General features: G+C 66.2%; 23 protein-coding genes and 3 tRNA genes. 5 read left to right on the top strand and 21 right to left on the bottom strand.

Going from position 1 to position 26,997, the window contains the following annotated elements; genetic code table 11:
- Positions 1 to 4: 4 nt before the first annotated feature.
- From fdhE to apbC, 5 genes are all read right to left on the bottom strand, one after another.
- Complete coding sequence (gene fdhE / locus N4261_RS08485) at positions 5 to 1,039, bottom strand: formate dehydrogenase accessory protein FdhE (protein WP_261759722.1); 1,035 nt, start codon at positions 1,037 to 1,039, stop codon at positions 5 to 7.
- Positions 1,036 to 1,659, bottom strand: coding sequence for a formate dehydrogenase subunit gamma (locus N4261_RS08480; protein WP_261759721.1), 624 nt, complete (start codon positions 1,657 to 1,659; stop codon positions 1,036 to 1,038). The genes fdhE and N4261_RS08480 overlap by 4 nt, the downstream gene beginning before the upstream one ends.
- Positions 1,660 to 1,674: 15 nt before the next feature.
- Positions 1,675 to 2,643, bottom strand: coding sequence for a formate dehydrogenase subunit beta (gene fdxH, locus N4261_RS08475; protein WP_261759720.1), 969 nt, complete (start codon positions 2,641 to 2,643; stop codon positions 1,675 to 1,677).
- A 3-nt stretch (positions 2,644 to 2,646) separates the two neighbouring features.
- Positions 2,647 to 5,718, bottom strand: coding sequence for a formate dehydrogenase-N subunit alpha (gene fdnG, locus N4261_RS08470; RefSeq protein ID WP_261759719.1), 3,072 nt, complete (start codon positions 5,716 to 5,718; stop codon positions 2,647 to 2,649).
- Positions 5,719 to 6,127: 409 nt separating this feature from the next.
- Positions 6,128 to 7,222: an iron-sulfur cluster carrier protein ApbC gene (apbC, locus tag N4261_RS08465; protein ID WP_261759718.1), complete on the bottom strand. Its 1,095-nt coding sequence runs from the start codon at positions 7,220 to 7,222 to the stop codon at positions 6,128 to 6,130.
- 280 nt (positions 7,223 to 7,502) lie between these two features.
- Here apbC and N4261_RS08460 point away from each other — a divergent pair, with 280 nt between their 5' ends.
- Positions 7,503 to 8,489: a glycosyltransferase family 32 protein gene (locus N4261_RS08460; protein ID WP_261759717.1), complete on the top strand. Its 987-nt coding sequence runs from the start codon at positions 7,503 to 7,505 to the stop codon at positions 8,487 to 8,489.
- A 177-nt stretch (positions 8,490 to 8,666) separates the two neighbouring features.
- Here the strand turns inward: N4261_RS08460 and N4261_RS08455 are convergent.
- The 16 genes from N4261_RS08455 to N4261_RS08380 form a co-directional block, all read right to left on the bottom strand.
- Positions 8,667 to 8,742 (bottom strand) — tRNA-Lys (locus tag N4261_RS08455).
- Between the two features lie 149 nt (positions 8,743 to 8,891).
- Positions 8,892 to 8,967: transfer RNA gene (locus N4261_RS08450), tRNA-Lys, on the bottom strand.
- 98 nt (positions 8,968 to 9,065) lie between these two features.
- Positions 9,066 to 9,141, bottom strand: a tRNA-Lys gene (locus tag N4261_RS08445).
- 71 nt (positions 9,142 to 9,212) lie between these two features.
- Positions 9,213 to 10,007, bottom strand: coding sequence for a tRNA threonylcarbamoyladenosine dehydratase (locus N4261_RS08440; protein WP_261760655.1), 795 nt, complete (start codon positions 10,005 to 10,007; stop codon positions 9,213 to 9,215).
- A gap of 108 nt (positions 10,008 to 10,115) precedes the next feature.
- Positions 10,116 to 10,898: a tol-pal system protein YbgF gene (gene ybgF, locus N4261_RS08435; RefSeq protein ID WP_261759716.1), complete on the bottom strand. Its 783-nt coding sequence runs from the start codon at positions 10,896 to 10,898 to the stop codon at positions 10,116 to 10,118.
- A gap of 1 nt (position 10,899) precedes the next feature.
- On the bottom strand, positions 10,900 to 11,430 hold the full coding sequence (pal, locus tag N4261_RS08430; protein ID WP_261759715.1) for a peptidoglycan-associated lipoprotein Pal: 531 nt from the start codon (positions 11,428 to 11,430) through the stop codon (positions 10,900 to 10,902).
- A 228-nt stretch (positions 11,431 to 11,658) separates the two neighbouring features.
- Entirely contained in the window at positions 11,659 to 12,954 is a 1,296-nt protein-coding gene (gene tolB / locus N4261_RS08425) for a Tol-Pal system beta propeller repeat protein TolB (RefSeq protein ID WP_261759714.1), read from the bottom strand.
- 308 nt (positions 12,955 to 13,262) lie between these two features.
- A complete protein-coding gene (rng, locus tag N4261_RS08420; protein ID WP_261759713.1) occupies positions 13,263 to 14,747 on the bottom strand; it encodes a ribonuclease G in 1,485 nt (494 codons plus the stop codon).
- A gap of 71 nt (positions 14,748 to 14,818) precedes the next feature.
- On the bottom strand, positions 14,819 to 15,424 hold the full coding sequence (locus N4261_RS08415; RefSeq protein ID WP_261759712.1) for a Maf family protein: 606 nt from the start codon (positions 15,422 to 15,424) through the stop codon (positions 14,819 to 14,821).
- Positions 15,425 to 15,602: 178 nt separating this feature from the next.
- Entirely contained in the window at positions 15,603 to 16,073 is a 471-nt protein-coding gene (gene rlmH, locus N4261_RS08410; protein ID WP_261759711.1) for a 23S rRNA (pseudouridine(1915)-N(3))-methyltransferase RlmH, read from the bottom strand.
- A 4-nt stretch (positions 16,074 to 16,077) separates the two neighbouring features.
- Positions 16,078 to 16,947 (bottom strand): ribosome silencing factor, encoded by an 870-nt coding sequence (gene rsfS / locus N4261_RS08405; RefSeq protein ID WP_261759710.1) that lies wholly within the window; start codon positions 16,945 to 16,947, stop codon positions 16,078 to 16,080.
- Positions 16,948 to 17,673: a nicotinate-nucleotide adenylyltransferase gene (gene nadD / locus N4261_RS08400; protein WP_261759709.1), complete on the bottom strand. Its 726-nt coding sequence runs from the start codon at positions 17,671 to 17,673 to the stop codon at positions 16,948 to 16,950.
- Positions 17,674 to 17,722: 49 nt separating this feature from the next.
- Positions 17,723 to 18,658: an oxygen-dependent coproporphyrinogen oxidase gene (gene hemF, locus N4261_RS08395; protein WP_261759708.1), complete on the bottom strand. Its 936-nt coding sequence runs from the start codon at positions 18,656 to 18,658 to the stop codon at positions 17,723 to 17,725.
- A gap of 450 nt (positions 18,659 to 19,108) precedes the next feature.
- Positions 19,109 to 19,885, bottom strand: a complete 777-nt coding sequence (locus N4261_RS08390) for a 1-acyl-sn-glycerol-3-phosphate acyltransferase (RefSeq protein WP_261759707.1) — start codon at positions 19,883 to 19,885, stop codon at positions 19,109 to 19,111.
- Between the two features lie 119 nt (positions 19,886 to 20,004).
- Positions 20,005 to 21,288: a phosphoribosylamine--glycine ligase gene (purD, locus tag N4261_RS08385; RefSeq protein WP_261759706.1), complete on the bottom strand. Its 1,284-nt coding sequence runs from the start codon at positions 21,286 to 21,288 to the stop codon at positions 20,005 to 20,007.
- Positions 21,289 to 21,476: 188 nt separating this feature from the next.
- Complete coding sequence (locus tag N4261_RS08380; protein ID WP_261759705.1) at positions 21,477 to 22,202, bottom strand: YebC/PmpR family DNA-binding transcriptional regulator; 726 nt, start codon at positions 22,200 to 22,202, stop codon at positions 21,477 to 21,479.
- A 103-nt stretch (positions 22,203 to 22,305) separates the two neighbouring features.
- Here N4261_RS08380 and N4261_RS08375 point away from each other — a divergent pair, with 103 nt between their 5' ends.
- The 4 genes from N4261_RS08375 (at position 22,306) to N4261_RS08360 (ending at position 26,992) form a co-directional block, all read left to right on the top strand.
- Positions 22,306 to 23,907, top strand: coding sequence for a helicase HerA-like C-terminal domain-containing protein (locus N4261_RS08375; RefSeq protein WP_261759704.1), 1,602 nt, complete (start codon positions 22,306 to 22,308; stop codon positions 23,905 to 23,907).
- A gap of 215 nt (positions 23,908 to 24,122) precedes the next feature.
- On the top strand, positions 24,123 to 24,650 hold the full coding sequence (locus tag N4261_RS08370) for a DUF6622 family protein (protein ID WP_261759703.1): 528 nt from the start codon (positions 24,123 to 24,125) through the stop codon (positions 24,648 to 24,650).
- 181 nt (positions 24,651 to 24,831) lie between these two features.
- Entirely contained in the window at positions 24,832 to 25,992 is a 1,161-nt protein-coding gene (locus tag N4261_RS08365) for a sensor histidine kinase (RefSeq protein WP_261759702.1), read from the top strand.
- A 139-nt stretch (positions 25,993 to 26,131) separates the two neighbouring features.
- Entirely contained in the window at positions 26,132 to 26,992 is an 861-nt protein-coding gene (locus tag N4261_RS08360) for a LytR/AlgR family response regulator transcription factor (protein WP_261759701.1), read from the top strand.
- The last annotated feature ends 5 nt before the right edge of the window (positions 26,993 to 26,997 follow it).

Here is a 26,997-nt window from a genome sequence, read left to right as displayed (position 1 = left end):
ATGCTCAGTGGCCTCCGGGATCGGGTGGCGGGTCCAGCGCCGGCGCACTGTCGTGGCCGACATCGGGCTCGCCCAGGATCAGCAGCGGATTGAAGCCCTGCCGCACCAGGCCCAGCTCGCCGACCAGCAGGTCCAGCGTCAGCGTGGCGAGGTCATCGGCCAGCGGCTCGACCTGCAGGTCTTTTTCCATGTGGACCTGCTTCAGATAGTGGCCGCAGGTCTCGCAGCATTCGGCCTGCACCGCTTCGGCCTTCTTGCCGTCCTCGTCGACCAGTTGCTGGAAGCTGATGCCCTTGGTGCCCTGGCAGTGGGTGCACTTGATGCGCACGTAATGCCATTGCGTGCCGCACAGCGAGCAGGCGAGGAAGCGCTGGCCCGAAGTCTCGCCGGAGATCCGGGTCATCGACGCCACCGGGCGCGATCCGCAGCAGGGGCAGACCGTGGGGTCGTCGATGTAGCTGAAGGGCGGGAGCGATTCGGTCTTGTCGCTGCGCTCGTAGCGGGCCTGCAGTTGCTGGACCAGGCGCACCCAGTGCAATTGCAGCGCGGCGCCGATCAGCGGCGCAGTGGCGGGATCGAGCGCCGGAGCGCCGCCGGCCAGCAGTGCCTGCGCCTGCTGCTCCAGGAAGTCGTCGTCCGCCGTGGCCAGGGACTGGACCAGCAAGCGGGCCGGCTCGGGAAGCGGCGCCTGCGCCATGGCCTGGACCAGCTCGCGCAATTCCTCGCGCCAGACCGGGTCACGCGCATGGCGCAGGGCGTCCAGTGGCGCGAGGCCGCCAGCGGCGGCCTCGCCCACGGCCAGCTCGTTGGGCAGCACCAGGGTGCGCGGCTGCTTGAGCTGCTCGTGCTGACGCTGGGCGAGTTCGGCCGCGAAGAGCAGGTAATCCCGCATCGCATGGCCCTCGGCCAGGTGACGCAGGCGCAGGGCGCGCTCGGCGAAGAGGCCGGGTTCGGGCAGGCGCAGGGGCGCGGCGCGCGCGCCAGCGCCCACCGCGATCTCCTCCGGGGTCATCAAGCGAATGGTGCTGCTGGCGGTCATGCGCGCGGACGCTCCTTCATTTCCTTGTGCCACAGCGGATGGTGGTGCGCGGCCCAGGTTTCCGTGACCGTACCACGCGTCATGGCCCGCATCGAGCCCTTCACCCAGATGGCCGCGTAGACATGGATGATGATCGTCAAGATCAGCATCGCCGCCGAGGCCGAGTGCAGCACCACCGCGATGCGACGCATCAGGATGTTGCCTTCAGGGAACCAGGCGTGCCAGAACATGAAACCGGTGACGAGCAACACCAGCAGCGACACCACCATGACCCAGAACACCACCTTTTGCCCGCCGTTGTATTTGTAGGCTTGGTGGGAGGCGGTTTTGTCGGTGCCGGCGATCAGCTCGGTGCTTTGCCGGATCCATTCGGTGTCGACTGGGGTCCAGAGGTTGTCCCGCCACATCTTCAACGCCAGGAACACGAAGGCCAGCACCATCCCCAGTCCCATGTAGGGATGGAGGATGCGGGTCCACGGGCCGCCGCCGAACAGGCTGGACAGGAAGAACAGGCTGGGATGGAAGAACGCCAGGCCCGAGAGCCCGGCACAGAAGAACAGCAGCACCACGATCCAGTGGTTGATCCGCTGGCTGTCGCGATAGCGTTGCAGCATGGCCATGATGATCTCCCGGTGTCAGAGGCCGCCGTCCGGCGGTGAGTGGGGCGAGCGGGTCGGTGCCACGCCGTCGCGACCCGCCTGGCGGGCGCGCTCGTCGGCGAGTTCCTCCTCGTCGTCCGGCTCGTCATGGCCGGAGGTCAGCGGGCCGACCTTCATGTAGTGGAAGAAGCCTGCCACCGCGGCGCCCACCATGGCGGCCACCGCGAGCGGCTTGGCCGCGCCCTTCCACAGCGAGACCAGCGGGCTGATCTTCGGATCCTTCTTCAGGCCGTGATAGAGCTCCGGCTGATCGGCATGCTGCAGCACATACATGACGTGGGTGCCGCCGACGCCTTGCGGGTCGTAGACACCAGCGTTGTCATAGCCGCGCTCCTTGAGGTCGACGATCCGTTCGGCCGCGAACTCATGCATGTCCTCCTTGGAACCGAAGCGGATCGCACCGGTCGGGCAGGCCTTGACGCAGGCCGGCTCCAGGCCGACGCCGACGCGGTCCGAACACAGACTGCACTTGTAGGCCTTGTTGTCGGCCTTGGAAATGCGCGGGACATCGAACGGACAGCCGGTGACGCAGTTGCCGCAGCCGACGCAGTGCTCGGAGATGAAGTCGACGATGCCGTTCTGGTACTTGACGATGGCGCCGGGCGACGGACAGCTCTTCAGACAGCCCGGATCCTCGCAGTGCATGCAGCCATCCTTGCGGATCAGCCATTCGAGCTTGTTCTCGACGACCTCCACTTCGGAAAAGCGCATGACCGTCCAGGACTGGGGCGTCAGGTCGCGCGGGTTGTCGTAGGTGCCGTGGTTCTCGCCGACCTCATCGCGCAGGTCGTTCCACTGCATGCAGGCCACCTGACAGGCCTTGCAGCCAATGCAGGAGGAGACGTCGATCAGCTTGGCGACTTCGACGGTATGCCGGCGGGCGTCGGGGCTGGGCGTGGTCGTGGCGGAACGCTTGGCAATGTCGAGGGATTGCAATGAAGACATGGCTCAGGCCTTCTCGATGTTGACGGTGAAGCTCTTGAATTCCGGCGTCTGGGTGTTCGCGTCGCCGACGAACGGCGTGAGCGTGTTGACCAGATAGCCGGGCTTGGCCACACCGACAAAGCCCCAATGATTCGGCAAGCCGACGGTATGCACCCGCTTGCCGCCCACGTCCAGCGACGCGACCCGCTTGGTCACCACCGCCACGGTCTTGATGAAGCCGCGTTTGGAACTGACCTTGACCTGGTCGCCGTTGGCGATCCCCTTCTCCTTCGCAAGTTCCTCGCCGATCTCCACAAACTGCTGCGGCTGGATGATGGCGTTGGTGAGCACGTTCTTCGTCCAGTAGTGGAAGTGCTCGGTCAACCGGTAGCTGGTGGCGACATAGGGGAACTTGTCCGGCTTGCCGAACTGTTCGAAGTCGCCCTTGAACACCCGGCCCACCGGGTTGTTCATGGCCTTCGGATTGTTCGGATGCAGCGGGTTGTTCTCCAGCGGCGATTCGAACGGCTCGTAATGCTCGGGCAGCGGACCGTCCACCATGCCGGTGGGCGCGAACAGACGGGCCACGCCCTCGGCGGTCATGATGAACGGACGCACCGCATCCGGGTCGTTCGGATTGGCATCCGGACGGATATCCGGAATGTCGGAGCCGCCCCATTTCTCACCCGTCCAGCTGATGAGCCGGCGCTTGCCGTTCCACGGCTTGCCGCTCGGATCGCAGGAAGCCGCGTTGTAGAGCACACGCCGGTTCGCCGGCCAGGCCCAGGCCCAGCCCAGCGTCTGGCCGATGCCCCACGGATCGCTGTTGTCGCGACGGGCCATCTGGTTGCCGGCCTGAGTCCAGGCGCCGGCATAGATCCAGCAACCGCTCGAGGTGGAGCCGTCATCGCGCAGCAGGCCGAAGCCGGCGAGCTGCTCGCCCGCCTTGGCCAGGACCTTGGTCGGATCCTTCGGATCCGTCACATCGGCCAGCGCCTTGCCGTTGAATTCCATCGCCAGTTCCTCGGCCGAGGGACTGTTCGGAATCTTGTACGGCCAGCTCAGGTTGACGATCGGATCCGGGAAGGCACCACCGTCCTTCTGGTAGAGCGCCCGCATGCGCAGGAAGAGCTCGGCGATGATTTCCGCATCGCCCTTGGCCTCGCCCGGGGGCTCGGCGCCCTTCCAGTGCCACTGCAGCCAACGGCCGGAGTTGGTCAGCGAACCGTCCTCTTCCGCGAAGCAGGTGCTCGGGAAGCGGAAGACGGTGGTCTGGATGTCCTCCGACTTCACATCGTTGTGCTCGCCGTAGTTCTTCCAGAACTCCGCCGTCTCGGTGTTCAGCGGATCGATGATGGCCAGGAACTTGAGCTTGGACAGGCTCTCGACGATCTTCTTCTTGTTGGGGAACGAGCCCACCGGGTTGAAGCCCTGGCAGATGTAGCCGTTCACCTTGCCCTGGTGCATCAGCTCGAAGGTCTGCAGGACGTCGTAACCCTTGTCGTACTTGGGCAGGTAGTGATAGGCCCAGTCGTTTTCCTTGGTCGCAGCCTTGCCCCACCACGCCTTTTGCTGGCTGACGAAGAACTTGGGATAGTTCTGCCAGAAGCTCATCTGGTTGGGACGCAGCGGCTTGATCGCACGGGTCTTGAAGTACGTCTCCAGGTCCTGCTCGCTTTCCCGGGCCAGGCTCATGTAGCCGGTCAGGGAGGTCGAGAGCAGGCCCAGGTCGGTCAGGCCCTGGATGTTGCTGTGGCCGCGCAAGGCGTTCATGCCGCCACCGGGCAGACCGATGTTGCCCAGCAGCAGCTGCATCAGCGCACCCGTGCGGATGATCTGCGAGCCCTGGCTGTGTTGGGTCCAGCCCAGCGCATACATGATGGTCATCACCTTGCCCGGCGCCGAGGTCTCGGCAATGGACTCGCACACCTTCAGGAACTTGTCCTGCGGCGTGCCGGTGATCCGGCTGACCATCTCCGGCGTGTAGCGCGCGTAATGCGCCTTCATGAGCTGCAGCACCGAGCGCGGGTGCTGCATCGTCGGATCGACCTTGGCGAAGCCCTTCTCGTCCAGCTCATAGCCCCAGGAGGCATTGTTGTAGCTGCGCTTGGCCGCGTCATAGCCCGAGAACAGACCGTCCTCGAACTTGTAGGCCTCACCCACGATGAAGGTGGCGTTGGTGTAGTGCTTGACGTACTCGTGCTGGATCTTGTCGTGGCTGAGCAGGTAATTGATCACCCCGCCCAGGAAGGCGATGTCAGACCCCGCGCGGATCGGCGCGTAGTAGTCGCTCATCGCGGCCGAGCGCGTGAAGCGCGGGTCGACCACGATCAGCCGGGCCTTGTTGTGATGCTTGGCCTCGATCACCCACTTGAAACCGCAGGGGTGTGCCTCGGCGGCATTGCCGCCCATGATCAGCACCAGATCGGCGTTCTTGATGTCCACCCAATGGTTGGTCATCGCGCCGCGTCCGAACGTCGGGGCCAGACTGGCCACCGTCGGTCCGTGTCAAACGCGGGCTTGGTTGTCGAACGCCAGCATCCCCATCGACCGCATCGCCTTGTGGGTGATGTAGCCGGATTCGTTGGAGGATGCGGAGGCGCAGAGCATGCCGGTCGAGAGCCAACGGTTGACGGTCTTGCCGTCGCCGTTGGTGGCGATGAAGTTGGCGTCGCGGTCAGCTTTCATCAGCTTGACCAGGCGATTCATCGCCTCGTCCCAGCTGACGCGCTTCCATTCGGTGGCGCCGGGTTCGCGGATCTGCGGGTACTTCAGGCGGTTGGGGCTGTGGACGAAGTCCAGCAGGCCCGCGCCCTTGGGGCACAGGGTGCCGCGGTTGACCGGATGGTCCGGATCGCCCTCGATGTGGATGATCTCGCTGGTGACGTTCTTGGCCTTGTCACCCAGCGAATACATGATCAGTCCGCAACCCACCGAGCAATACGGGCAGGTGTTGCGGGTTTCGGTCGCCCGAGCGAGCTTGAATTGGCGGGTTTCCGCCAGTGCGGCGGTTGGGGAAAATCCCAACGCCACGAGGCTGGAGCCCATGACGGCCGCCCCGCTCACCCGGAAGAAATGTCTCCGGTTCATGTCCATGTTGGCTGTGCCTCCTGCCCGGGGCCGACGTCGTGATCGTGTGTCGCCCAGGGTAATTCGCGGCCGGCACGCGGCCCGCCCCGCTATTTCGTCATAAAGCCCGTGCTTTGTCCAATGAACGGAGACCTCGAAAGGCGAGCCCGGACCACAGGACGCACAGTACTTCACACCTGACAGCCGTTGTGCAGTGCAGCGACTTTTGCTTCAACCTTGACGCACCGCGTTTTGCACTTCACCGTCGGGCATGCGCACATGACAGCGCCACCCGAGGCGCACCATCGGCACCCGCGATCGGCGTCGGGCCGCGAGACCCGGAACCGACGCGAATCCCAATGATGACCCGCCTCTGACGCGCTGGGGATCACGCGGCCCATCGTCCCACCCCACCGACTCAGGGGGGGCCGGATGATCAGGTGGTCTTGGAGATGGTGATGGTCGGGAACTTGGACGAATAGTCCTTCGCCTGACCGGCGAGCTTCACCGCGATCTTGCGCGCGATGGCCTTGTAGGCCTGGGCGTGCGGTCCGTCCGGATCGGCAACGACCGTGGGGCGACCGCTGTCGGCCTGCTCCCGGATCGAGAGCGCCAAGGGCAGCGAACCGAGCATCTCCTGCCCGTATTGATCCGCCATGCGCTGACCGCCGCCGCTGCCGAAGATGTGCTCGGCATGGCCGCACTGGCTGCAGATGTGGATGGCCATGTTCTCGACCACGCCCAGGATCGGCACGCCCACCTTCTCGAACATCTTCAGGCCCTTCTTCGCATCGATCAGGGCGATGTCCTGCGGCGTCGTGACGATCACCGCGCCGCTGACGGGCACCCGCTGCGACAGGGTCAACTGGATGTCGCCGGTGCCGGGCGGCATGTCGATGACCAGATAGTCGAGGTCCTTCCAGCGCGTCTGGCGCAGCAGTTGCTCGAGGGCCTGGGTGGCCATCGGGCCGCGCCACACCATGGCCTGGTCATCCTCGACCAGGAAGCCAATCGACATCAGTTGCAGACCGTGCGAGACCAGCGGTTCCATCGTCTGGCCATCGGTGCTCTCGGGCCGACCCTGGATGCCCAGCATCAGCGGCAGGCTGGGGCCGTAGATGTCCGCATCCAGCAAGCCCACCTGCGCACCCTCGGCCGCCAGGGCGAGCGCCAGGTTCGCCGCGGTGGTGCTCTTGCCCACGCCGCCCTTGCCGGACGCCACCGCCACGATGTTCTTCACGCCGGGCAACAGTTGCACACCGCGCTGCACCGCATGGGCGACGATCTTGCTGGTGATGCTGACGCTGACATTGCCCACGCCAGTTACCGTGCGGGCCGCGGTCACCAGGGCCGCGCGCAAGCCATCGATCTGGCTGGCGGCGGGATAGCCCAGCTCCACATCGAAGCTCACCGAATCGCCCTGCACACGCAGGTTGCGCAACTGCTTCGTCGAGACGAGGTCGCGGCCGGTGTTGATGTCGACAACCTGCTGCAGGGCCTGCAGCAGCGTGGCTTCTTGGATCTGGGACATGGAACGGAGCGCCTTGCGGGCGGCAAAGAAATCGGAGCGGTCGGCGTGCGATCGCAGTGGACGGCAGTCTAGCCCAGCGACCCAATCCCCTGCCACACGGAGGCGACAACCACGCTCTGCCGCAGCCATTGGGGCGCCACTGCAGGATCGGCCATCCCGAAGGCAATGGCGGCAATGGCGGCAATGACTGATCCACCTCACTCATTGAGATGGGCCACCCAGAGCGCTTCACCCTTGCAAGCCATGGCGTCCTCATGGACCGGCCCGAATACTGCCGGGCATGCGAACGTCGATCATCCACTTCCAGCTCTGGCTGATGCGCCCATTCCGCGACTGGATTCGGCACCTGTTGCTCCGAGCGCGTCCCACGACGCACCCGATCATCCACACCCGCCGACACCCGACCAGCGACGTCGTCGCTCCCACCGCACCCACGACCCGCGTGCCAGCCATCATCTGGAGCTACTGGCACGACACTGAGTTGCCGCCCATCGTGCGAGGCTGCTTCCGCAGTTGGCAGCGGCACGCACCAGATCATGTGATTCACTTATTGAGTCGAGACACGCTGACGCGTTTCATTCCCGAAGAGCAACTGCCTGAGGGCTTCGATCGATGGCCGCCCTATCGGCAGTCCGACTGGCTGCGCGTCGCGCTGGTGGGGCAGCATGGCGGGATATGGATGGATGCCAGCATCCTCCTGACGCGTCCACCTGACTGGCTGCCGGCGCTGGTGGACCGGCATCATGGTGGATTCGCAGGCTTTCACCTGCAGCGCTCGGCACCGCGCCTCAAGGGCGGACTGCCGTTCCTGGAGAACTGGTGCTTCGCCGCGCCACCGGGAGATCCCTTCGTACTGGCCTGGAAGGCAGAGTTGTCGCATGCCATGCGCCTGGGCGAAGTCGTCTATCTGGCCGGACTGGGGCCGCATCAAGCCCTCATCCTGGAGCACCTCGACAACCCAATCTATCTGGTCATGCACGCGGCGGCACGCGTGGTACTGCTCCGAGACGGGCCCTTCGACATGACCTTGCTGCCCGCGGAAGACTCTGCCTATTTCCTGCTCAATCACAGCGGCTGGCGACGTTCGCGGCTTCTGCTCGCCCTGCTCGGCTGGGCCGAGCGAGGAGACACCGCCATGGTCAAGCTGCGAGGCACCGACCGGGCCAGGCTGACGCGGCAACTCCAGCGCACTGCGCCGATGGCACAGAGCATCGTCGCCACCGAATTGCTTTGCGACATCACGAGGCTGGACTCACCTCTCCGCTGACGCCCGTCTCACGACGATCGACAACAAGGCGCTGTTGAACGCCCGACCCGCAAGCGTGCCCTCATGCTGAGTGGACAAGCTGAGGGCACAGGCTGGGCGCAAAAGCAAAAAGGCCGCAGCGTTCGCTGCGGCCTTGTCTGCCGGATTCACTGCGACCCAAGTCGCATGATCCAAAGTTGGTGGGCCCTGAGTGACTCGAACACTCGACCAACGGATTAAGAGTCCGCTGCTCTACCAACTGAGCTAAGAGCCCGTATTCATTCACAGTGCCGAGACACTGTCGCGAAGCTTTTCAAAGCTTCATTGCATCAGACGCCAAATGGCTTGCCACCGAAGTGATTCGCCGCCGCCCAAGATCTTTTGATCTTTCTACGATCTTTCCGATGCCGCGGAAAGAAAGGTTGGTGGGCCCTGAGTGACTCGAACACTCGACCAACGGATTAAGAGTCCGCTGCTCTACCAACTGAGCTAAGAGCCCCCGTGAATCATTCAATCAAACAAACATCCAGTCGACCCTCACAAACTCAATCACCAACCATTCAACATCAATGATGTGAATGATCAATGCCAAGTCAGTGGTGGGTTGTGCAGGATTCGAACCTGCGACCAACGGATTAAAAGTCCGCTGCTCTACCGACTGAGCTAACAACCCCCAAGCCCTGTGATCATCAACTGATCTGCTTGTATCTCTTTGAGGTATTTGCCCCTCAGCAGAGCCACAGATTATAGGACGGTTTTTTGCTTGTGCGCAAGCACCTTCAGATATTGTGCAATCAGTTCCGCAGCAGCCACCATGCCGAAGCCGGCGGTGACCGCCACGCTCGAGCCATACCCATGGCAATTCAGGCTGCCATCCAGGTCGCAGGACTCGGGCGGACGCCCCACCGGCTCGCGGGAGAACACGCAGCTCACCGCCATCGAGCCCTGCCGCGGTGCGCCGTGTTCCTTGCGCAGGCGCTGCCGCAGACTGGCCAGCAATGGGTCATGGGTGGTGGCCGACAGGTCCAGCACTTCCACCAACTGCGGCTTGTGCTTGGCGCCGGCCGCGCCCACGCACACCTGCGGCAACATCAACGACCGCGCCCAGGCGGCGATCTGCGCCTTCGCCCGCACCTGGTCACACGCGTCAACGATGCCGTCGACTTCCACGTCGCCCAGCAGCGAGGGCCAGTTCTTGTCATCCACGAACTCTTCGATGGTGACCACCTCGCAGCCGGGGTGGATGTCCAGCACCCGCTGCTTCAATGCCTCGGCCTTGGCCATGCCCACGGTGCTGCCAAGCGCCTGGACCTGACGGTTGATGTTGGACTCCGCCACATGATCCAGGTCGATCAGCACCAGCCGCGCCACGCCCATGCGCGCCAGGGCTTCGACCACCCAGGATCCGACACCACCCAGCCCCACCACCGCGAAGCGTCCGGCGCGCAACCGCGCATAGTCGCGCTCGCCGTGAAGTCGGCGCAGTCCGCCGAAACGTCGTTCGGCATCGGCCTGAAGGGTGTCGTCCATCATGGTCATCAAAAGCGACAAAGCCCCGCGATCCACCCGCGGGGCTTGAACATCGACGCTACAGCATCAGCAGCGAGATCCGGTGTTTGACCCGGGACCTCGCCGTCCTCGCGGAGCTCAACGCAGCGTGGCTGCGCGCTCCTTGGCGGCCTTGGCCGCTTCACTGTTCGGATACGCCTTGATCAGATCGTCCAGCGTGCGCCGGGCGGTCTTGGTGTCCTTCAGCTCGATCTGGCAGTTGGCGATCGCCAGCAGGCTTTCCGCCGCCCGAGGATGCTCGGGATTGGACGCCACGAAGCCTTTGAAGGTCGCGATCGCAGCCTTGTAGTCCCGCTTGCCATACTGCGCATTGCCCAGCCAGAAGCGGACCGAATCGGCATAACCGCTGGCGGGGAAGCGTTGCAGGAAGGCGGTGTAGGCCGAGACGGCTTCATTGAAGTCGCCGTTGCGGATCAAGCCCATCGCGGCATCGAACTGCCGCTTCTCTTCCGGATCGACCTGGAATTCCTTGCCATCCAGCGCGACCTTCTGCGGCTCCAGCGGACGCAGTCGCGAGTCCAGCGTGGCGGACTGGTCCGACACCTTGCGCTGGGTTTCCGACAGGTCACGGGCGAGCTGCTCGTTCTGGCCGCGCAGTTTGGCGATTTCACTGCGAAGCGCCTCGATCTGGCCGGACAGATCCAGCAGGCCACGCTGTGCGGTGGCGAGCTGGCTCTGCAGCTGCTCGATGCGCGCACGCTGCGCTTCCTCGTTCTGGGTTTGTTTCGCACGCAGGTCCAGGATGGCCTTGCGGGCCTCGTCATCCTCGAACAACGCGGCGCGCGCGGGCGAGCTCATGCCCATCGCGAGCACCGAGGCCAGGGCCAGTGCGGACAGTCGGGGGAAGCGCAGCATGCTCATCTCACTTGTCCCGCAGTTCGACGCGGCGGTTCTTCGCCCATGCGTCTTCGTTGTGGCCATTGTCAGCCGGACGCTCCTTGCCGAAGCTCACCGGCTCGACCTGGTTGGTCGCCACGCCCAGCAGGGTCAGCGACTTGGCCACGGCTTCCGCACGCTTTTGGCCCAGGGCCAGGTTGTACTCACGGCCACCGCGCTCGTCGGTGTGACCTTCCAGGCTCAGCACCAGCGACTTCTTGTTGTTCAGACGCTTCGAGTGGTTTTCGATCAGGCTGCGGTAGTCGTCCTTGACCACGAAGCTGTCGAAGTCGAAGTACACCACGCGCTGGTTGGACACGGCAGCGTCGTACTGGGCGCCCAGGTCCACGGTCGTGACCGGACGCTCGCCGGTGGTGTTGGTCTGGGGTTGCTGCGGTTGCACGACCGGGGTGGCCGGCTTGGTTTCCACCGGCGCCGGCTCATCCAGCTTGGTCGAGCTGCAAGCCGCCAGGGCCGCCACGGCCACCAGACTCAGCATCAGTTTTTCGAGTTTCATTTGCATACGCTCCTATCGATCAAAGGGCAGGCGGAGTTACGGCTGTTCGCCGGGGAGGAAGAAAACGAGGATTGTGTAGCAATCGCCAGCACGACCGCGATAGGCAAACATCGCCTTCAGCACTCAACCCTCTTGATCGCGTACGCGGCTCGCACAGGGCGAAGCCGGACGCGACGGCAAGGTGAGCAAACCGCGTGCCTGGAGGCAGGGTCGGACGGCCGGGAGGGATTATTGACTGAACGGGCCCCATGCGGGTTCGCGGATGTCAGCCACGGTCGGGGTGGCCAGCTTGGCCTTGACCTTGCCGTCCAGGGTGCTGGTCATCAACACGTCGCGACCACCGGAGCGGGTAGCGAAGACGATCAGCTTGCCGTTGGGCGCGAAGCTCGGGCTCTCGTCGTCATTGGTGTCGGTGACTTGCTGCACCTGGCCGCTGCCCAGGTCCATCACGCACAGCTTGAAGCTGCCGCCGCCGACCCGGGTGATGTAGGCCATGGTGCGGCCATCCGGACTGATCGAAGGGCTGATGTTGTAGTTGCCGCTGAAGGTGATGCGCTCCGCACCGCCGCCAGCCACCGGCATCTTGTAGATCTGCGGCGCACCGCCGCGGTCGCTGACGAAGTAGAGCGACGCACCGTCCGGCGCGAACACCGGCTCGGTGTCGATCGCCGAGCTCTGGGTCAGGCGCCGCACGCCGCTGCCGTCACGGTTCATCATGAACAGCTGGGAGCCGCCGTCGCGCGACAGAGTGACCGCCAGTTGCTGGCCGTTGGGCGAGAACGCCGGGGCGCTGTTGCTGCCACGGAAGTCCGCCACCTTGCGACGCTTGCCGGTGCGCAGATCCTGGATCCAGACCACCGCCTTGCGGGTTTCGAAGGAGACATACGCCAGTTCGTTGCCATCGGGCGACCAGGCGGGCGAGATGATCGGCTCCGGGCTGGCCAGCACGGTCTGCTCGCCTTCACCGTCCGCATCGGACACCCGCAGGCTGTAGCGCGGGCCGGCCTTGTTCACATAGACCAGGCGGGTGGCGAAGACACCGCGGTCGCCGGTGAGCTTCTGATAGATCGCATCCGCGATCTTGTGGGCCGCCAGACGCAGGTCGGCGGCGACGACCGGCAGGCTTTCGCTGCCGATGTCCTGCCCCTTCACCACATCCCACAGCCGGTAGCGCACATCGAACCGACCATCGGCCAGCCGGGTGGCCGAGCCCGCCACCAGCGCATCCGCAGCGCGGGAGCGCCATTCGGCGAAGGCCGGTGTGGAGGTTTCCGACAGGCCGGACTGGCCGGGCACCAGGCTGAATTGCCCGCTGCGCTCCAGGTCGGCGCGGATGATGGCCGCCAGCGGCTGGCCGGTGGCCGGCTCATCCCGGAAGTCGCTGATCGAGATCGGCAGGCGTGTGGCGCCGACACCGGCGATCTCCACACGGAACTGCGACCAGGCCGGCAATGCGAGACCGGCGGCTGCGCCGCCCAGCAGGGCCCGGCGCGTCAGAGGCAAAGCAGTCGTCTTGGTGCTCATGACTTTCGCAACGAATGGAGGCCCGCATTGTGCCCGAGCGCCGAACTTCGGTTGGGGACCGGTCGAGTTACAAGGCGCTACGAAAACTTCGCGGCGTTCATCGATTTTCCGATGCCGCCACGACTGCGGGCGAAGTGATGGAAATCCTGGATCGGCAATCGCCCTGCCCAGGCCACCCACTCATTTGGGTGGAGGGAACGCGGGAAGTGCCGCGCGACCGCTTCAGGGTTCGACCGACCACCGCCCACCACGCAGGGTCCGACGCGCAGCGGCGCGCCGTTACGGGTGCGACGCGCAGCAACGCACCGCTACATCAGCACGATGTCGTAATGCTCGGTCTGATTCGCCGGCTCGGCAGTGAGCGAGATCGGCTTGCCGATGAAGTCGGACAGGCCGGCCAGATGCTGGCTCTCCTCGTCCAGCAGCATCTCGACCACATTGGCGGCCGCCACCACGCGGAACTCGCGCGGATTGAACTGCCGAGACTCCCGCAGGATCTCGCGCATGATTTCATAGCAGATGCTGCGGGCGGTCTTGACCTGACCCCGGGCCTCGCAGGTCGGGCACGGCTCGCACAGCATGCGGGAAAGAGACTCGCGCGTGCGCTTGCGCGTCAGCTCGACCAGGCCCAGTTGGGTGAACCCGCCGATGGTGACCTTGGTCCGGTCGCGGCTGAGCTGCTTGCGGAACTCCTGCAGCACTGCGGTCTTGTGCTCCTCGCGGGTCATGTCGATGAAGTCGACGATGATGATCCCGCCCAGGTTGCGCAGCCGCAGCTGCCGTGCAATGGCGCCGGCCGCCTCCAGGTTGGTCTTGAAGATGGTGTCGTCGAAGTTGCGCGCGCCGACGAAGCCACCGGTGTTGACGTCGACCGTGGTCATCGCCTCGGTCTGGTCGATGATCAGATAACCGCCGGATTTCAGGTCCACCCGTCGGGCCAGCGCCCGGGCGACTTCCGCATCGATGTTGTGCAGGTCGAAGATCGGCCGCTCGCCCCGATAGAGATCCAGCTTGGCAGTCGCCGCCGGCATGTAGGTCTCGCCGAAGCCGCGCAGCACCTCGTACTGCAGCTTGGAGTCGATCCGGATCGAGTTGGTGCGCTCGCTGGCCAGGTCGCGCAGCACCCGCTCCACCAGGCTCAGGTCCTGGAACAGCAGGCTGCCCGGCGGCAGGCGCAGGCTCTTCTCGCGGATGGAGGTCCAGGTCTTGCGCAGGTAGGCGATGTCGGCGCCGAGCTCGTCATCGCTGGCTTCCTCCGCATTGGTGCGCAGGATGAAGCCACCGGTGTTGCCGTCGGTCACGCCGGCGGTGACCAGGCTCTGCATGCGACCGCGCAGCGCATCGCGCGCTTCGGGCGAGCCGATCTTCTGCGAGATGCCGATGTGGTTGTCCTGCGGCAGATGGACCAGCAGCCGGCCGGCAATCGAAATCTGCGTCGACAGCCGGGCGCCCTTGGTGCCGATCGGGTCCTTGATCACCTGGACCGTCAAGGCCTGGCCCTCGTAGACCTGGCGCTCGATCGGGATCGCATGGGCGCCGTCGGCATGATGGCTTCGCGGCGAGACGCCGTTCAGGTGCAGGTCGGCCACATGCAGGAAGGCGGCCCGCTCCAGGCCGATGTCGATGAAGGCGGACTGCATGCCGGGCAACACCCGCGCCACCCGGCCCAGATAGACGTTGCCGACCAGGCCCCGTTCGAGCGTCCGCTCGATGTGCAGCTCCTGCAACGCTCCGTTCTCGACCACGGCCACCCGCGTTTCCTGCGGTGACCAGTTGATCAGGATGTCTTCCATGTTCTTGTGCTCCAGCGCTCCCGTCAGCCTCGGGGCTGACGGCAACGCTCAAGTGCGTCGGGTCTTGATCATCACACCTCGAAGCCGGCCTGCCGCAGCAGTTGGGCGGTCTCATGCAACGGCAGGCCCATGATGCCCGAATAACTGCCAGCGATGTGGGCGATCCAGGCGGCCGCCTGGCTTTGTATGGCATAGGCCCCGGCTTTTCCCATCGGCTCGCCAGAGTCGACATAAGCCTGCAGGCGGGACTCGGGCACCTCGTCAAAGCGCACCTGCGAGACATTCACCGCGCTGAGCACCCGACCCTCGGGCAGCCCCAGCGCCAAGGCGGTGAGCACCCGGTGCTCGCGTCCGCTGAGCCGGCGCAGCATCGCCAGCGCATGGGCTGCATCGTCGGGCTTGCCGAAGATCTCCCCACCCAGGGCCACGGTCGTGTCGGAACACAGCACCGGCGCCATCGGCAGGCCGCGGCGCGCGACCCGCGGCAGAGCGGCATCCAGCTTGGCGCGGGTGACGCGGCTCACATAGTCGTCCGGCGATTCGCCGGGATACACCGCTTCCAAGGCCTCCGCGTCTTCTTCCGGCCCCGGCAGCAGCAGCTCATGCCGAATGCCGAGCTGCTCCAGCAACTGGCGACGGCGCGGACTCTGGGAGGCGAGGTAGATGAAACGATTCATGGCTCGGGACGTGGCAAGCAGTCAGGGGATCCGCCGACGGATTGATCAGAGAGGTCGTCCAACCAACGACGCCGGGAGGGACGACCTGCCGATGACCGCCAGCAGAGGTGCGGGTACAGATGCAGATGCAGATGCAGACGCGGGCTCGACCCATGGCCGCCCCCCGCGCGCAGCCGCCTCATTCGCGGTGATACGGATGACCTTCCATCACCGACCAGGCCCGATAGAGACCCTCCGCCAGCAGCACCCGCACGAAGGCATGCGGCAGCGTGAGGTCGGACAGGCGCAGCTTCTCGTCGGCACGCGACTTGAGGCTGTCGTCCAGGCCATCGGGGCCGCCGATGAAGATCGCCACATCGCGGCCGTCGCCGCGCCAGGTCTCCATCCGCTGCGCCAACTGCTTGGAGGTGACCCGATCGCCGCGCTCGTCCAGCACGACCCGCCGCGCACCCTTCGGGCAAGCCGCCTCGAGCCGCTGGGCCTCGGCGGCCATCAACTGCTCGGTGCTCTTGCCGGTGGTGCGGGGCTCGGCCTTCACCGCCTTGAGTTCCAGGCGCATTTCCGGCGGAAAGCGCTTGGCGAAGTCCTCATAGGCCGCGTCAGCCCAGGCCGGCATCTTCTGGCCGACCGCGCACAGAACCAGCCGCACGGACTCAGGCCTTCGCCTTGGACTTGGTGCCGGTCTGGACGGTGGTCTTCTTGGCAGCCGGACGGGCTGCCGACTTGGCTGCCTTCACTGCAGGCCGCTTCACCGCTGGCTTGGCGGCCGGCTTCGCTGCGGCCTTGGCGGCCGGCTTGGCCGTCACGGTCTTGGCGGCTGGCTTGGCTACCGGCTTTTTGGCATTGACCTTCACCGTCTGCGCCACCGGTGCGCGATCGATCACGCGCTTGGCGGCGGCCTTCTTGGCAGCAGGCTTGGCAGCAGGCTTGGCTGCGGTCTTGCCGGCGGACTTGGCCGCCGGCTTGGCTGCGCCCGCCTTGGCGGCGGTTTTCGCCGGCGCCTTGGCGGCGTCGGACTTGGTGCCGGTGGCCCGAGTGGGCGCGCGCTTGGCCGCGGGCGCGGCGGCGGTGCCGGCGGCCTTGGCGACGGCCTTCTTGGCGGCGGACTTCTTGGCCGGCTTGGCCGGTGCGTCGTCCTCGTCCATCGGCTCGGAGGCCTTGACCAGGCGCGTCTCGCCGCTGCCGACCTTCACCTTCACCGGCTTGCCACCCCAGAGTTCTTCCAGGTGGTAGTACTGGCGGATGGCGGGCTGCATCACATGCACCACGGCCGCGCCGCAGTCCACGATGATCCATTCACCGTTGTCCTCGCCCTCGGTGCGCATGACCTGCATGCCGCGCTTCTTGACCGTCTCCCGCACGCTGGAGGCCAGCGCCTTGGTCTGGCGGTTGCTCGTGCCGGACGCGATGATCACGCGCTCGAACAGCGGCGACAGATGTTCGGTGTTGTAGACCTGGATGTCCTGGGCCTTCACATCTTCCAGACCATCGACGATGGCACGTTGCAGTTTCTTGATGTCCATTCAGTTCTCACTGTAGAGACGGTGCCGGGCAATATAACCGGTCACCTCTTCGCCCACCACGGGCCTCACGTCCCCGCCCGTGGCCGCCAGTCGGCGGACCTCGGTGGATGACCATTGCAGCGCCGGCATCGCCAGCCGGTGCAGCCGATGCGGCCGCGCCAGCAGCGCCTGCGGCGCCTGAATCTCGTCCTGTGCGCGGGCGGCCACCGCCAGCCCCATGCGCACGATCAATTCCTCCCACCCCCGCCAGCTCGGCAAGCCGGCCAACTGATCCTGCCCGAGGATCAGCCAGAGCCGATCGTCGGGACATGCCTCTTGATACCCCCGCACCGAGTCCAGCGTATAGCTCGGCCCGCTGCGACGCAATTCCCGGTCGTCCGGCACGAAACGCGGCTCGTCCGCCGTCATCAGCCGCACCATCGCCCACCGATCTTCAGCCGGTGCCAACTGCCGGCCCGCCTTTTGCCAGGGCTGGCCCGCCACCACCCAGCGCACCTCGTCCAACCCGAGCTGATCAAGTGCCGCCTGCGCCAACGCGCGATGGGCCAGATGCACCGGATCAAAGGAGCCTCCGAACCAGCCCACCTGCCGCGCGCGCGCAGCCGGGCCCGCATCCGCCTGATTGCCTGCCGCCCCAGCGCCTGCCGCCTCACTGTCTGCCGCATCGGCCAGCCCGCGGCGCTTGGCCTGCGCCGCCTCCATGGCCGCCCGCGCGACATTTTTCAAGGGGCTGGTCACCGTCTGGCGGCCCGCTCAGGCCGTGCTGCGGATTGAATCAGAACCACAGATGGCTGGCCGTTTCATCCGCCCAATCGCGCGGACGGAGAAAGTCACTGTACAGCCGCGCCTCCGGACTGCCCTCCTCCGGCGCCCAGTCGTAGCGCCAGTGCGCCACCGGCGGCATGGACATCAGGATGGATTCGGTGCGCCCGCCCGACTGCAGGCCAAACAGCGTGCCGCGGTCGAACACCAGGTTGAACTCGACATACCGGCCTCGTCGATAGGCCTGGAAGGCGCGTTCCCGTTCGCCATAGGCCAGCCCGTGCCGACGTTCGACGATCGGCTCGTACGCTGGAATGAAGGCGTCACCCACCGATTGGAGCATGCCGAAGGCCTGATCGAAGCCGCCCTCCGCATAGTCGTCGAAGAAGACCCCACCGATGCCGCGCGGCTCGTTGCGGTGTTTCAGATAGAAATACTCGTCGCACCAAGTCTTGAAACGCGGATAGAGCTCGGCGCCGTGCGGCTCCAAGGCGCTGCGGCAGGTGCGGTGGAAATGCTGTGCATCGCGCTCGAAACCGTAATACGGCGTCAGGTCCATGCCGCCGCCAAACCACACCACCGGCTCGCCGTTGACCGGCAGCGCCGCAAACATGCGGACATTCATGTGGACCGTCGGCACGAACGGATTGTGGGGATGCAGGACCAGCGACACGCCCATCGCCTCGAACGGCGCCCCGGCCAGCTCCGGCCGATGCGCCGTGGCCGACGGCGGCAACACCCGCCCCCGCACATGGGAGAAGTTCACCCCGCCTCGCTCGAAGACCGAGCCGTTCTCGATCAGCCGCACCCGGCCGTCGCCTTCCAGCCGGCCGCCGGGTTCGCGCTCCCAGGCGTCGGTGAGGAAGGATTGACCATCCAGCCGCTCGAGCGTCGTCACGATCCGCTGCTGCAGGCCGAGCAGGTAGTCGCGCACCAACTGCGTGTTCATCGCATGCACCTCGTCTTGTCTTTCAGGCTGTGTTGGGGGGGTTGGGAAGTCGCTGGCAATGGCATCCTGGATCGGACTCATCGTACCGACAACCCGCGATTGTCTCTTCACCGCGCCGTCCACCGGAATCGGGGAAGAAACCGGTCGTGGGCGGGCACTGCGTGGCGCGTGGATGGGAGCGTTCGACGCACGTGGGAAGGACATCATCCCCCGCCGTTGTGGGCGAGCGATCGCCGATCGCCGATCGCCCTCACCGCGCCATCGCCCGTAGCATCGGGCTGCGCATGGCCCTCGGCATCGGCTTGGGGGACGCGCAGATCGCCGGCGAGCCGGCCGCCGCCTGGACGCGCCGCACCACGGAAGCCCTGTCTGCGCGGTGGAATCGGCCACCACCTGGCCGCCTCGCACGCCGGACAGCCGATGGATCCCGGGCCGATCCGACGATCGTCCTCAGCGCCGCAACCGGATCGCGCCGGCCTGGTCCTGATGCTTGCCCCGACGGCCCTGCAGCACCTCGGCGAACAGCGCAAAGTCCCGGTCCGCATCGCCGCTGACCTCGACAAAGTCGGTGAACACGACGGTCCTGGTCGCATAGTCGAACGACGCCAGCCCCACCGGCACGCCGGACTGCACGGCCACGTGATAGGCGCCGGACTTCCAGCTGTCCACATACCCGCGGGTGCCTTCCGGCGCGACGATCAGCCAATACCAGTCGTCACGCGCGCGGGCCTGGCGGATCTGCTCGACCGTCTGGCCCACCAGGCCGGTGGCCTCGCGGCGGTTCACCGCCACGCCGCCGATGCCTCGCATCCAGTGGCCGACGATCGGCAGCTTGAACAGGCTGTCCTTGGCCCAGAAGCGCAGGCGAAAGCCCAGGCTCCATTTGGTGAACACCCCGATCGGAAAATCCCAATTCGAGGTGTGTGGATAGACCATCACCACACCCTGACGCCCGGGCAGCCCGTTGAACGCGATCTTCCAACCGGCCAGCCGCATCAGCCAGCGCGCGATCGCACTGCCACCGGTCAGGGTGACGAGCGGGCCGGTCCACCGCCGCGGCCCCGCCGCAGCGGCGCAGGCCGGGGCAGCGGCTTTTGCAGCCGAGGCCACCGCACGCACGGCGGCGGTCCCAGGATCGGGCGGTGACCTCTCGGCCAGGGCCACCGCATCATTGGCCGCGGATGGACGCTGGTCTGCGTCGCGCTCGGAGGTCTGGCGAGGATTCACTGCTTCACCGCTTGATCGATGGATCGCTGTATCGATGGATCACTTTGCCGATGGGCTGAATGGCCGCATGGCGGATTGATGCCTAAGTCGGTTGGCCGGTTGTTGGCCGATGGGCCGACTTACCGCTTCACCGCCCGATGGCCGATGTCCTGGCGGTACTGCTTGCCGTCGAACTGGATCGACGTCAGCGCACCGTAGGCCCGTTGCTGCGCATGGCGCACCGCTTCGCCCAATGCCGTCACGCACAGCACGCGGCCGCCGCTGGTCACCAGGTGGCCGTCCGGCTGCAGCGTGGTGCCGGCATGGAAGACCATCGCATCCTCAGCGTCCTCGGGCAGGCCGGTGATCGCATCGCCCTTGCGGGGCGACAGCGGATAGCCGCTGGCGGCCATCACCACGCCCAGCGCGGCACGGCGGTCCCATTGCAGCTCGGCCTGGTCCAGCGTGCCATCGGTGGCGTGCATCAGCACCTCGAACAGGTCGCTCTTGAGCCGCATCATGATGGGCTGCGTCTCGGGGTCGCCCATGCGGGTGTTGAACTCCACCGTGCGCGGTTGGCCCTGGGCATCGATCATCAGGCCGGCATAGAGGAAGCCGGTGAAGGGCGAACCGTCGCGGGCCATGCCCTGGATGGTCGGCATGATGATTTCATGCATGACCTTCGCATGCACATTGGGCGTCACCACCGGCGCCGGCGAGTAAGCGCCCATGCCGCCGGTGTTAGGACCCTGGTCACCGTCCTGCAGGCGTTTGTGGTCCTGGCTGGTGGCCAGCGGCAGCACGTTCTTGCCGTCACACAGCACGATGAAGCTGGCTTCCTCGCCTTCGAGGAACTGCTCGATGACCACGCGGGCGCCGCCCTCGTTGTGGACCACGCCCAGCTTGTTGTCCGCCAGGATCCAGTCGATGGCCTCATGCGCTTCGGCCAGCGTCATTGCCACCACCACGCCCTTGCCGGCGGCCAGGCCGTCGGCCTTGATGACGATGGGCGCGCCCTGGGCATCCACATAGGCATGGGCCTGGGCGGCGTCGGTGAAGGTGTCGTAGGCCGCCGTCGGAATGTGGTGGCGCTTCATGAACGCCTTGGCGAACGCCTTGGACGACTCCAGTTGAGCCGCCGCCTTGGTGGGGCCGAAGATGCGCAGCCCGCGTGCGCGGAACTCGTCCACCACGCCGGCGGCCAGGTAGGCCTCGGGGCCGACCACCGTCAGCGCGATCTTCTGCTCCTGCGCGAAGTCGGCCAGCGCCTTCACGTCGGTGATCGGGACATTCTTGAGCTTGGAATCGCGGGCGGTGCCGCCATTGCCAGGCGCCACGAACACTTGACTGACGCGCTCCCCCTGCGCCAGCCGCCAGGCCAGCGCATGTTCGCGCCCGCCGTTGCCCAGAACCAGGACCTTCATTGTGTTTCCTTGTCGTCCTCACGGCCGTCATCGGGCCGCTCGTCCTCAGCGCCCCTTGCGGGGCGCACATGGTGGGCCGCACTCGCGGGCCGGCGTCGGTCGGTCGGTCGATCAATCAATCAAACGATCAATCGATCCATCAATGGACCCGACCGGACCGGTCGCCTCGCGGGCGCGGTCAGGCCCGTTTACTGATCCAGGCTGGCGTTGTGATAGACCTCCTGGACATCGTCCAGGTCTTCAATCACGTCCAGCAGCTTCTGCATACGGGCCGCATCATCGCCGGCCAGATCGATCGTGTTCTCGGCGCGCATGGTGACTTCGGCAATTTCCGCCTTCAAACCGGCGGCTTCGAGCGCATTTTTGACGGTCTCGAAGTCGCCAGGGGCGGTCAGCACCTCGATGGCACCATCGTCATCCGTCACCACATCCTCCGCGCCGGCTTCCAGGGCCACTTCCATGACCTTGTCTTCGGACGTGCCGGGCGCGAACACCAGTTGGCCGCAATGCTTGAACTGGAAGGCCACCGATCCTTCGGTGCCCAGGTTGCCGCCGTACTTGGAGAAGGCGTGACGCACTTCGGCCACGGTGCGGACCCGGTTGTCGGTCATGCAGTCCACGATGATGGCCGCGCCGCCGATGCCGTAGCCTTCGTAGCGAATTTCCTCATAGGTCACGCCGTCGAGGTTGCCGGTGGCCTTGTCGACATTGCGCTTGATGTTGTCGGCCGGCATGTTGGCGGCCTTGGCCTTCTCAATCGCCAGGCGCAGGCGCGGGTTCATGTTGATGTCGCCGCCGCCGGCGCGGGCCGACACGATGATTTCACGCGTCAGACGGGTCCAGACCTTGCCGCGCTTTTCGTCCTGGCGGCCCTTGCGGTGCTGGATATTGGCCCATTTGGAATGCCCTGCCATGTCCTGGTTCTCCTATGACGACGGCCCGGGAAAAACTCCGGGCCGGCGTTGTTGATGCTTCGTTAGACTGCGATTTTAGCTTTTTGCCTCTGGAGGCTCCCGCATGGCCGACCCCATTTTGCTGGCCCGCCACGGCGACACCGAATGCCAGCTGTTGCCGGCACTGGCCAATCGGCATGGTTTGATCACCGGCGCGACCGGCACCGGCAAGACCATCAGTCTCCAAAAACTGGCCGAATCCTTCAGTCAGTTGGGGGTTCCGGTGTTCATGGCGGACGTCAAGGGCGACCTGACCGGCATCTCCCAGGCCGGCCACGCCTCGACCAAACTGCTGGCGGTCCTGAAGGACCGGGGCATTGAGGCGCCCCCGCCGCTGGCCTGCCCCACCACGCTGTGGGATGTCTTCGGCGAGCAGGGCCATCCGGTGCGCGCCACCGTCTCCGACATGGGCCCGTTGCTGCTGTCGCGCATGCTGGCTCTCAATGAGACCCAGGCCGGCGTGCTGCAGATGGTCTTCAAGATCGCCGACGACCACGGCCTGGCGCTGCTGGACCTGAAGGACCTCCGGGCGATGCTGCAGCACGTGGGCGACCACGCCAGCGAGTTCACCACCCAGTATGGGAACGTGTCGGCCGCCAGCGTGGGCGCGATCCAGCGCGGGCTGCTGCAGATCGAGACTCAGGGCGGCGACAAGTTCTTCGGTGAGCCGATGCTCAACATCCAGGACTTCATGCAGACGGTCGACGGGCGGGGCGTCATCAACATCCTCGCCGCCGACAAGCTGATGGCGGCGCCTCGGCTGTATGCGACCTTCCTCCTGTGGATGCTGTCCGAGCTGTTCGAGACCTTGCCGGAAGTGGGCGATCTGGACCAGCCCAAGCTGGTGTTCTTCTTCGACGAAGCCCATCTGCTGTTCAAGGACGCCCCGGCGGCGCTGGTGGAACGCATCGAGCTGGTGGTGCGGCTGGTGCGGTCCAAGGGCGTGGGCGTGTATTTCGTGACCCAGAACCCGTTGGACATTCCGGACACCGTGCTCGGACAGTTGGGCAACCGGGTGCAGCATGCGCTGCGGGCCTTCACCCCGCGCGACCAGAAGGCGGTCAAGTCCGCCGCCGACACCATGCGGCCCAAGCCCGGCCTGGACATCGCGATGGCCATCACCGAGCTGGGCGTGGGTGAAGCGCTGGTCAGCCTGCTGGATGAAAAAGGCCGGCCCTGCATCACCGAGCGGGTGTTCGTGCTGCCACCCGGCAGCCAGATCGGCCCGATCACGCCGGAACAGCGCCGGGCCTTGATCGATGGATCGCTGGTGGCGGGCGTCTATGAAAAGACGATCGATCGGGAATCCGCCTATGAGCGACTGACCGGTCGCGCTGCCGCCACGCCGTCGGCGCCCGGCGCCAAGGCATCTGGCCCGGCTGGCGGCTCGATGGCGGACGAGGCCGATGCCGCCTTTCGTACCGGTCGTCCCACGTCGACGGCCGACGCACCCGCGCCCCAGGAAGCTGGCGGCGGCATGCTGGACGGCCTCAAGGATGTCCTGTTCGGCAGCACCGGACCGCGCGGCGGCCGGCGCGAAGGCCTGGCGGAGACGGCCGCCAAATCGGCGCTGCGGTCGATCGGCTCGTCGGTCGGCCGGGAAATCGTTCGCGGCGTCCTGGGCAGCCTGCTGGGCGGCGGCGGTTCGCGGTCCAAGCGACGCTGAGACGCCGGGCGACATGCGTCCCGGCCGTTCGGTCGACCTGCCGCCCTGCCCCGGGCGTCGGCGACCGCATCGGTCGGGCGGATCCACATCCGTTCGCGCTCACCGGCCACCGCTGGCGCCGGTCGGGTGCATCTCGTCGCGCCTCGCTGGGCGGCGGTGGCGGGGGCACGCACAGTCGGCTCCATTCCACAGCCGACCGACCACCGGAGCCCGACATGCACACCACCCCCGACCTGCTCACCCTCCTGCGCCACATCCCGACCTTCGTCTGGATCATCCTGATCTTCATCCTGGTCATGGGCCGTCGCCAGAGCCGCCCGCAGGCCATGAGCCGCACCCGACTGTGGATGCTGCCGGCGGCTTGGCTGTGCTTCGGCGCCTGGGGCGTGAGCAGCAGCTTCGGCGGCTCCGGGGCGGCCTTGCTGGCCTGGGCGGCGGGTGTGGCGATCGGCGCGGTGCTGGTGCGTGCCACCGGCTGGCCGCGGGGCGCCCGGTTCGACAGCGCCGCCGGCCACTTCCTCGTGCCGGGAAGCTGGTGGCCGCTGGCGGTGATGCTGGGCATCTTCTGCAGCCGCTTCGCGGTCGGCATGAGCCTGTCGCTGCATCCTGCGCTGGCGCAGCAGACGCTCTTTGCCGACGGCTTCAGCCTGCTGTTCGGCGTCTTCGGCGGCCTGTTCCTGGGACGTGCCTTGACGGTGCTGCGCAGCGGCTCGTCCCGCGAAGCGTCCGCCGCCCTGGCCTGAACCGCCGTCGTAAAGCGGCCAGCGCGGGCGTTCATTGCGTTCACAAGGCGCGCCAGAACGGCCCAGCGGCTGGCGCTTCGAGGGCACCACAGCTTCCCCTGGAACCGACTGGCCGGCACGGGGGCGTCAACCCCACCGCCACGCGTCGCATGGTCGCACCCTGGACATCGCCTTCCACATCATGACCCCGCTTCCACGCCCCACCCCAGTGCCGCCCAGCGCCACACCCACCCACGGCGGCCTCCGCCTGCCCACCATGGCCGACGCCGGCCGTTGGGCACTCGTGCAGTTCGGGCTGATCGTCCTGATTGCCACCATCATCACGCTCTTCCTGGTGACGGTGTTTGGACAACGGTGGAAGCCCACGTTCATCTACTGCTTCTTCATCTCACTGGCCTGCTCGTTCTGCTGCCAGTCCCTTCGCCATGTCGTGGGCTGGATTCGCTGGCGGGTGCGGCGCTACTTCGGCTGGCCGGTTGATGGTCCATATGACTGGCCGGGCTGGCCGCTGATGCTGGGCTGTCTGTTGCTCGGATCTCTGGTCGGCTACAGCCTGGGCGTGGAGATGGCTAACTTCGTGACGGGCTTCCAGGAGCGCGGCCTGTTGAACAGCAACTGGCGACGCGCCCTCGGCGGCATGCTGTTCTCGCTGTTCCCTGGGGTGGCGCTGACTTTGTTCTTCCTCGGCCGCAGCCGCCTCGCCGCGGCCGAAGCGAAGGCCGAGCTCGCCCGGCGCCAGGCGGCCGAAACCCAGCTCCGCCTGCTGGAATCCCAGTTGGAACCGCACATGCTGTTCAACACGCTGGCCAACCTGCGGGTGTTGATCGGCATGGATGCCGAGCGGGCCCAGGCGATGCTGGACCATCTGATTGCGTTCCTGCGGGCCACGCTGTCGGCATCCCGGTCCGAGCGCCATGCCCTTGGCGATGAGTTCGCCCGGCTGGGCGACTACCTGGCGCTGATGCAGGTGCGCATGGGCTCGCGGCTGCGATTCGAGTTCGACCTGCCCGAGGCGCTGAGCGACATCCCGGTGCCGCCGCTGCTGCTGCAGCCCTTGGCTGAAAACGCCATCAAGCACGGCCTGGAACCGCATGTGGGCGGGGGCTTGCTGCGCATCGGCGCACGCGTGGAGGCGGCGGAGTTGATCCTGGAGGTCGATGACGATGGTCGCGGCCTGGATCCGCAAGCGAGCCCGTCGCCGGGCGGCGGGTTCGGCACCCAGCAGGTGCGCGAGCGCTTGGCCGTCGCCTTCGGCGCGGCTGCCACGCTGGAACTCAGCGCCCGGCCGGAGGGCGGGACCCGCGCCCGGATTCGCATTCCGCGCCAGGCGTTGGCCGCTTGATCGCGGGAGATGCACCGGCGTGCGCCCTCAGGCTTGCTTCGCGTGCTTCGCTTGGGTCGATTCCTCCGTGTGACCCAGCTCGTTTCGCTGACACCGCTCCCTTTCTCCACCCCCTCAATGCCCATTCCAGGACCGCGCCATGCCCACTGCCCTGATCGCTGAAGACGAAGAGCTGCTCGCCGCCCATCTGCGGCAGGAACTGACGACCCTGTGGCCGGCGCTGCAGATCTCCGCGATGGCCAGCCACGGTCAGGAAGCGGTCGATCTGGCGCTGAAGCACCAGCCCGACATCTGCTTCTTCGACATCCGCATGCCCGGGCTGACCGGATTGGAGGCGGCAGCCGTGCTGGCCGACGAATGGCCGCAGAACAAACCCTTCCCCTTGCTGGTCTTCGTCACCGCCTATGACCAGTACGCGCTGCAGGCGTTCGAACGGGCGGCGGTGGACTATGTGCTCAAGCCGGTGCAGCGGGAGCGGCTGTCGCAGACCGTCGGCCGACTGCAGACCGCCTTGTCGCAGCGCCAGCCCGCCCCCCAGGCGCTGGACGCCGCGCTGGCGCAATTGCGCGGCCTGCTGGCGTCGGCCGGCGGTGCGGATCGGGCGACGGCGCTGGCGAACGAGCCGTCCGGTGCGGTCGGGGCGAACGCCGGGTCGGCAACGTCCGCCTCGGGCCCGCTGCTGCGACATCTCCAGGTGGGCGTGGGCGACAGCATCGTGATGCTGCCGGTGGACCAGATCGTTTACCTCGAGGCCGCCGACAAATATGTGCGCGTGCTGACGGCCGAGCAGGAGTACCTGGTCCGGATCTCCCTGCGCGAATTGCTGCCGCAGTTGGACACTGCCCGCTTCTGGCAGGTGCACCGCGGTCACATCGTGCAGGTGGATGCCATTGATCGGGTGGTCCGGGATGAATCCGGGCGCCTGACGCTGAAGTTTCGGCAGCGGCCGGAGAAGCTGGCGGTCAGCCGGATGTACGCCCACCTGTTCAAGGCCCTCTGAGCTCG

This window comes from Roseateles amylovorans (genome assembly GCF_025398155.2).
GTDB classification, from domain to species: Bacteria; Pseudomonadota; Gammaproteobacteria; order Burkholderiales; family Burkholderiaceae_C; genus Roseateles; species Roseateles amylovorans.
This window is presented reverse-complemented; position numbering and strand designations above follow the sequence as displayed.

Bases quoted from the DNA above. Each gene is read 5' to 3' on its own strand.
- rsfS (WP_261759710.1), bottom strand. From the start codon at position 16,947: ATGGACATCAAGAAACTGCAACGTGCCATCGTCGATGGTCTGGAAGAT.
- N4261_RS08360 (WP_261759701.1), top strand. From the start codon at position 26,132: ATGCCCACTGCCCTGATCGCTGAAGACGAAGAGCTGCTCGCCGCCCAT.
- N4261_RS08415 (WP_261759712.1), bottom strand. From the start codon at position 15,424: ATGAATCGTTTCATCTACCTCGCCTCCCAGAGTCCGCGCCGTCGCCAG.
- N4261_RS08365 (WP_261759702.1), top strand. From the start codon at position 24,832: ATGACCCCGCTTCCACGCCCCACCCCAGTGCCGCCCAGCGCCACACCC.
- apbC (WP_261759718.1), bottom strand. From the start codon at position 7,222: ATGTCCCAGATCCAAGAAGCCACGCTGCTGCAGGCCCTGCAGCAGGTT.
- fdxH (WP_261759720.1), bottom strand. From the start codon at position 2,643: ATGTCTTCATTGCAATCCCTCGACATTGCCAAGCGTTCCGCCACGACC.
- N4261_RS08380 (WP_261759705.1), bottom strand. From the start codon at position 22,202: ATGGCAGGGCATTCCAAATGGGCCAATATCCAGCACCGCAAGGGCCGC.
- purD (WP_261759706.1), bottom strand. From the start codon at position 21,288: ATGAAGGTCCTGGTTCTGGGCAACGGCGGGCGCGAACATGCGCTGGCC.
- N4261_RS08370 (WP_261759703.1), top strand. From the start codon at position 24,123: ATGCACACCACCCCCGACCTGCTCACCCTCCTGCGCCACATCCCGACC.
- N4261_RS08440 (WP_261760655.1), bottom strand. From the start codon at position 10,007: ATGACCATGATGGACGACACCCTTCAGGCCGATGCCGAACGACGTTTC.
- ybgF (WP_261759716.1), bottom strand. From the start codon at position 10,898: ATGAGCATGCTGCGCTTCCCCCGACTGTCCGCACTGGCCCTGGCCTCG.
- fdhE (WP_261759722.1), bottom strand. From the start codon at position 1,039: ATGACCGCCAGCAGCACCATTCGCTTGATGACCCCGGAGGAGATCGCG.
- N4261_RS08480 (WP_261759721.1), bottom strand. From the start codon at position 1,659: ATGGCCATGCTGCAACGCTATCGCGACAGCCAGCGGATCAACCACTGG.
- N4261_RS08460 (WP_261759717.1), top strand. From the start codon at position 7,503: ATGCGAACGTCGATCATCCACTTCCAGCTCTGGCTGATGCGCCCATTC.
- hemF (WP_261759708.1), bottom strand. From the start codon at position 18,658: ATGAACACGCAGTTGGTGCGCGACTACCTGCTCGGCCTGCAGCAGCGG.
- N4261_RS08375 (WP_261759704.1), top strand. From the start codon at position 22,306: ATGGCCGACCCCATTTTGCTGGCCCGCCACGGCGACACCGAATGCCAG.
- tolB (WP_261759714.1), bottom strand. From the start codon at position 12,954: ATGAGCACCAAGACGACTGCTTTGCCTCTGACGCGCCGGGCCCTGCTG.
- rng (WP_261759713.1), bottom strand. From the start codon at position 14,747: ATGGAAGACATCCTGATCAACTGGTCACCGCAGGAAACGCGGGTGGCC.
- pal (WP_261759715.1), bottom strand. From the start codon at position 11,430: ATGAAACTCGAAAAACTGATGCTGAGTCTGGTGGCCGTGGCGGCCCTG.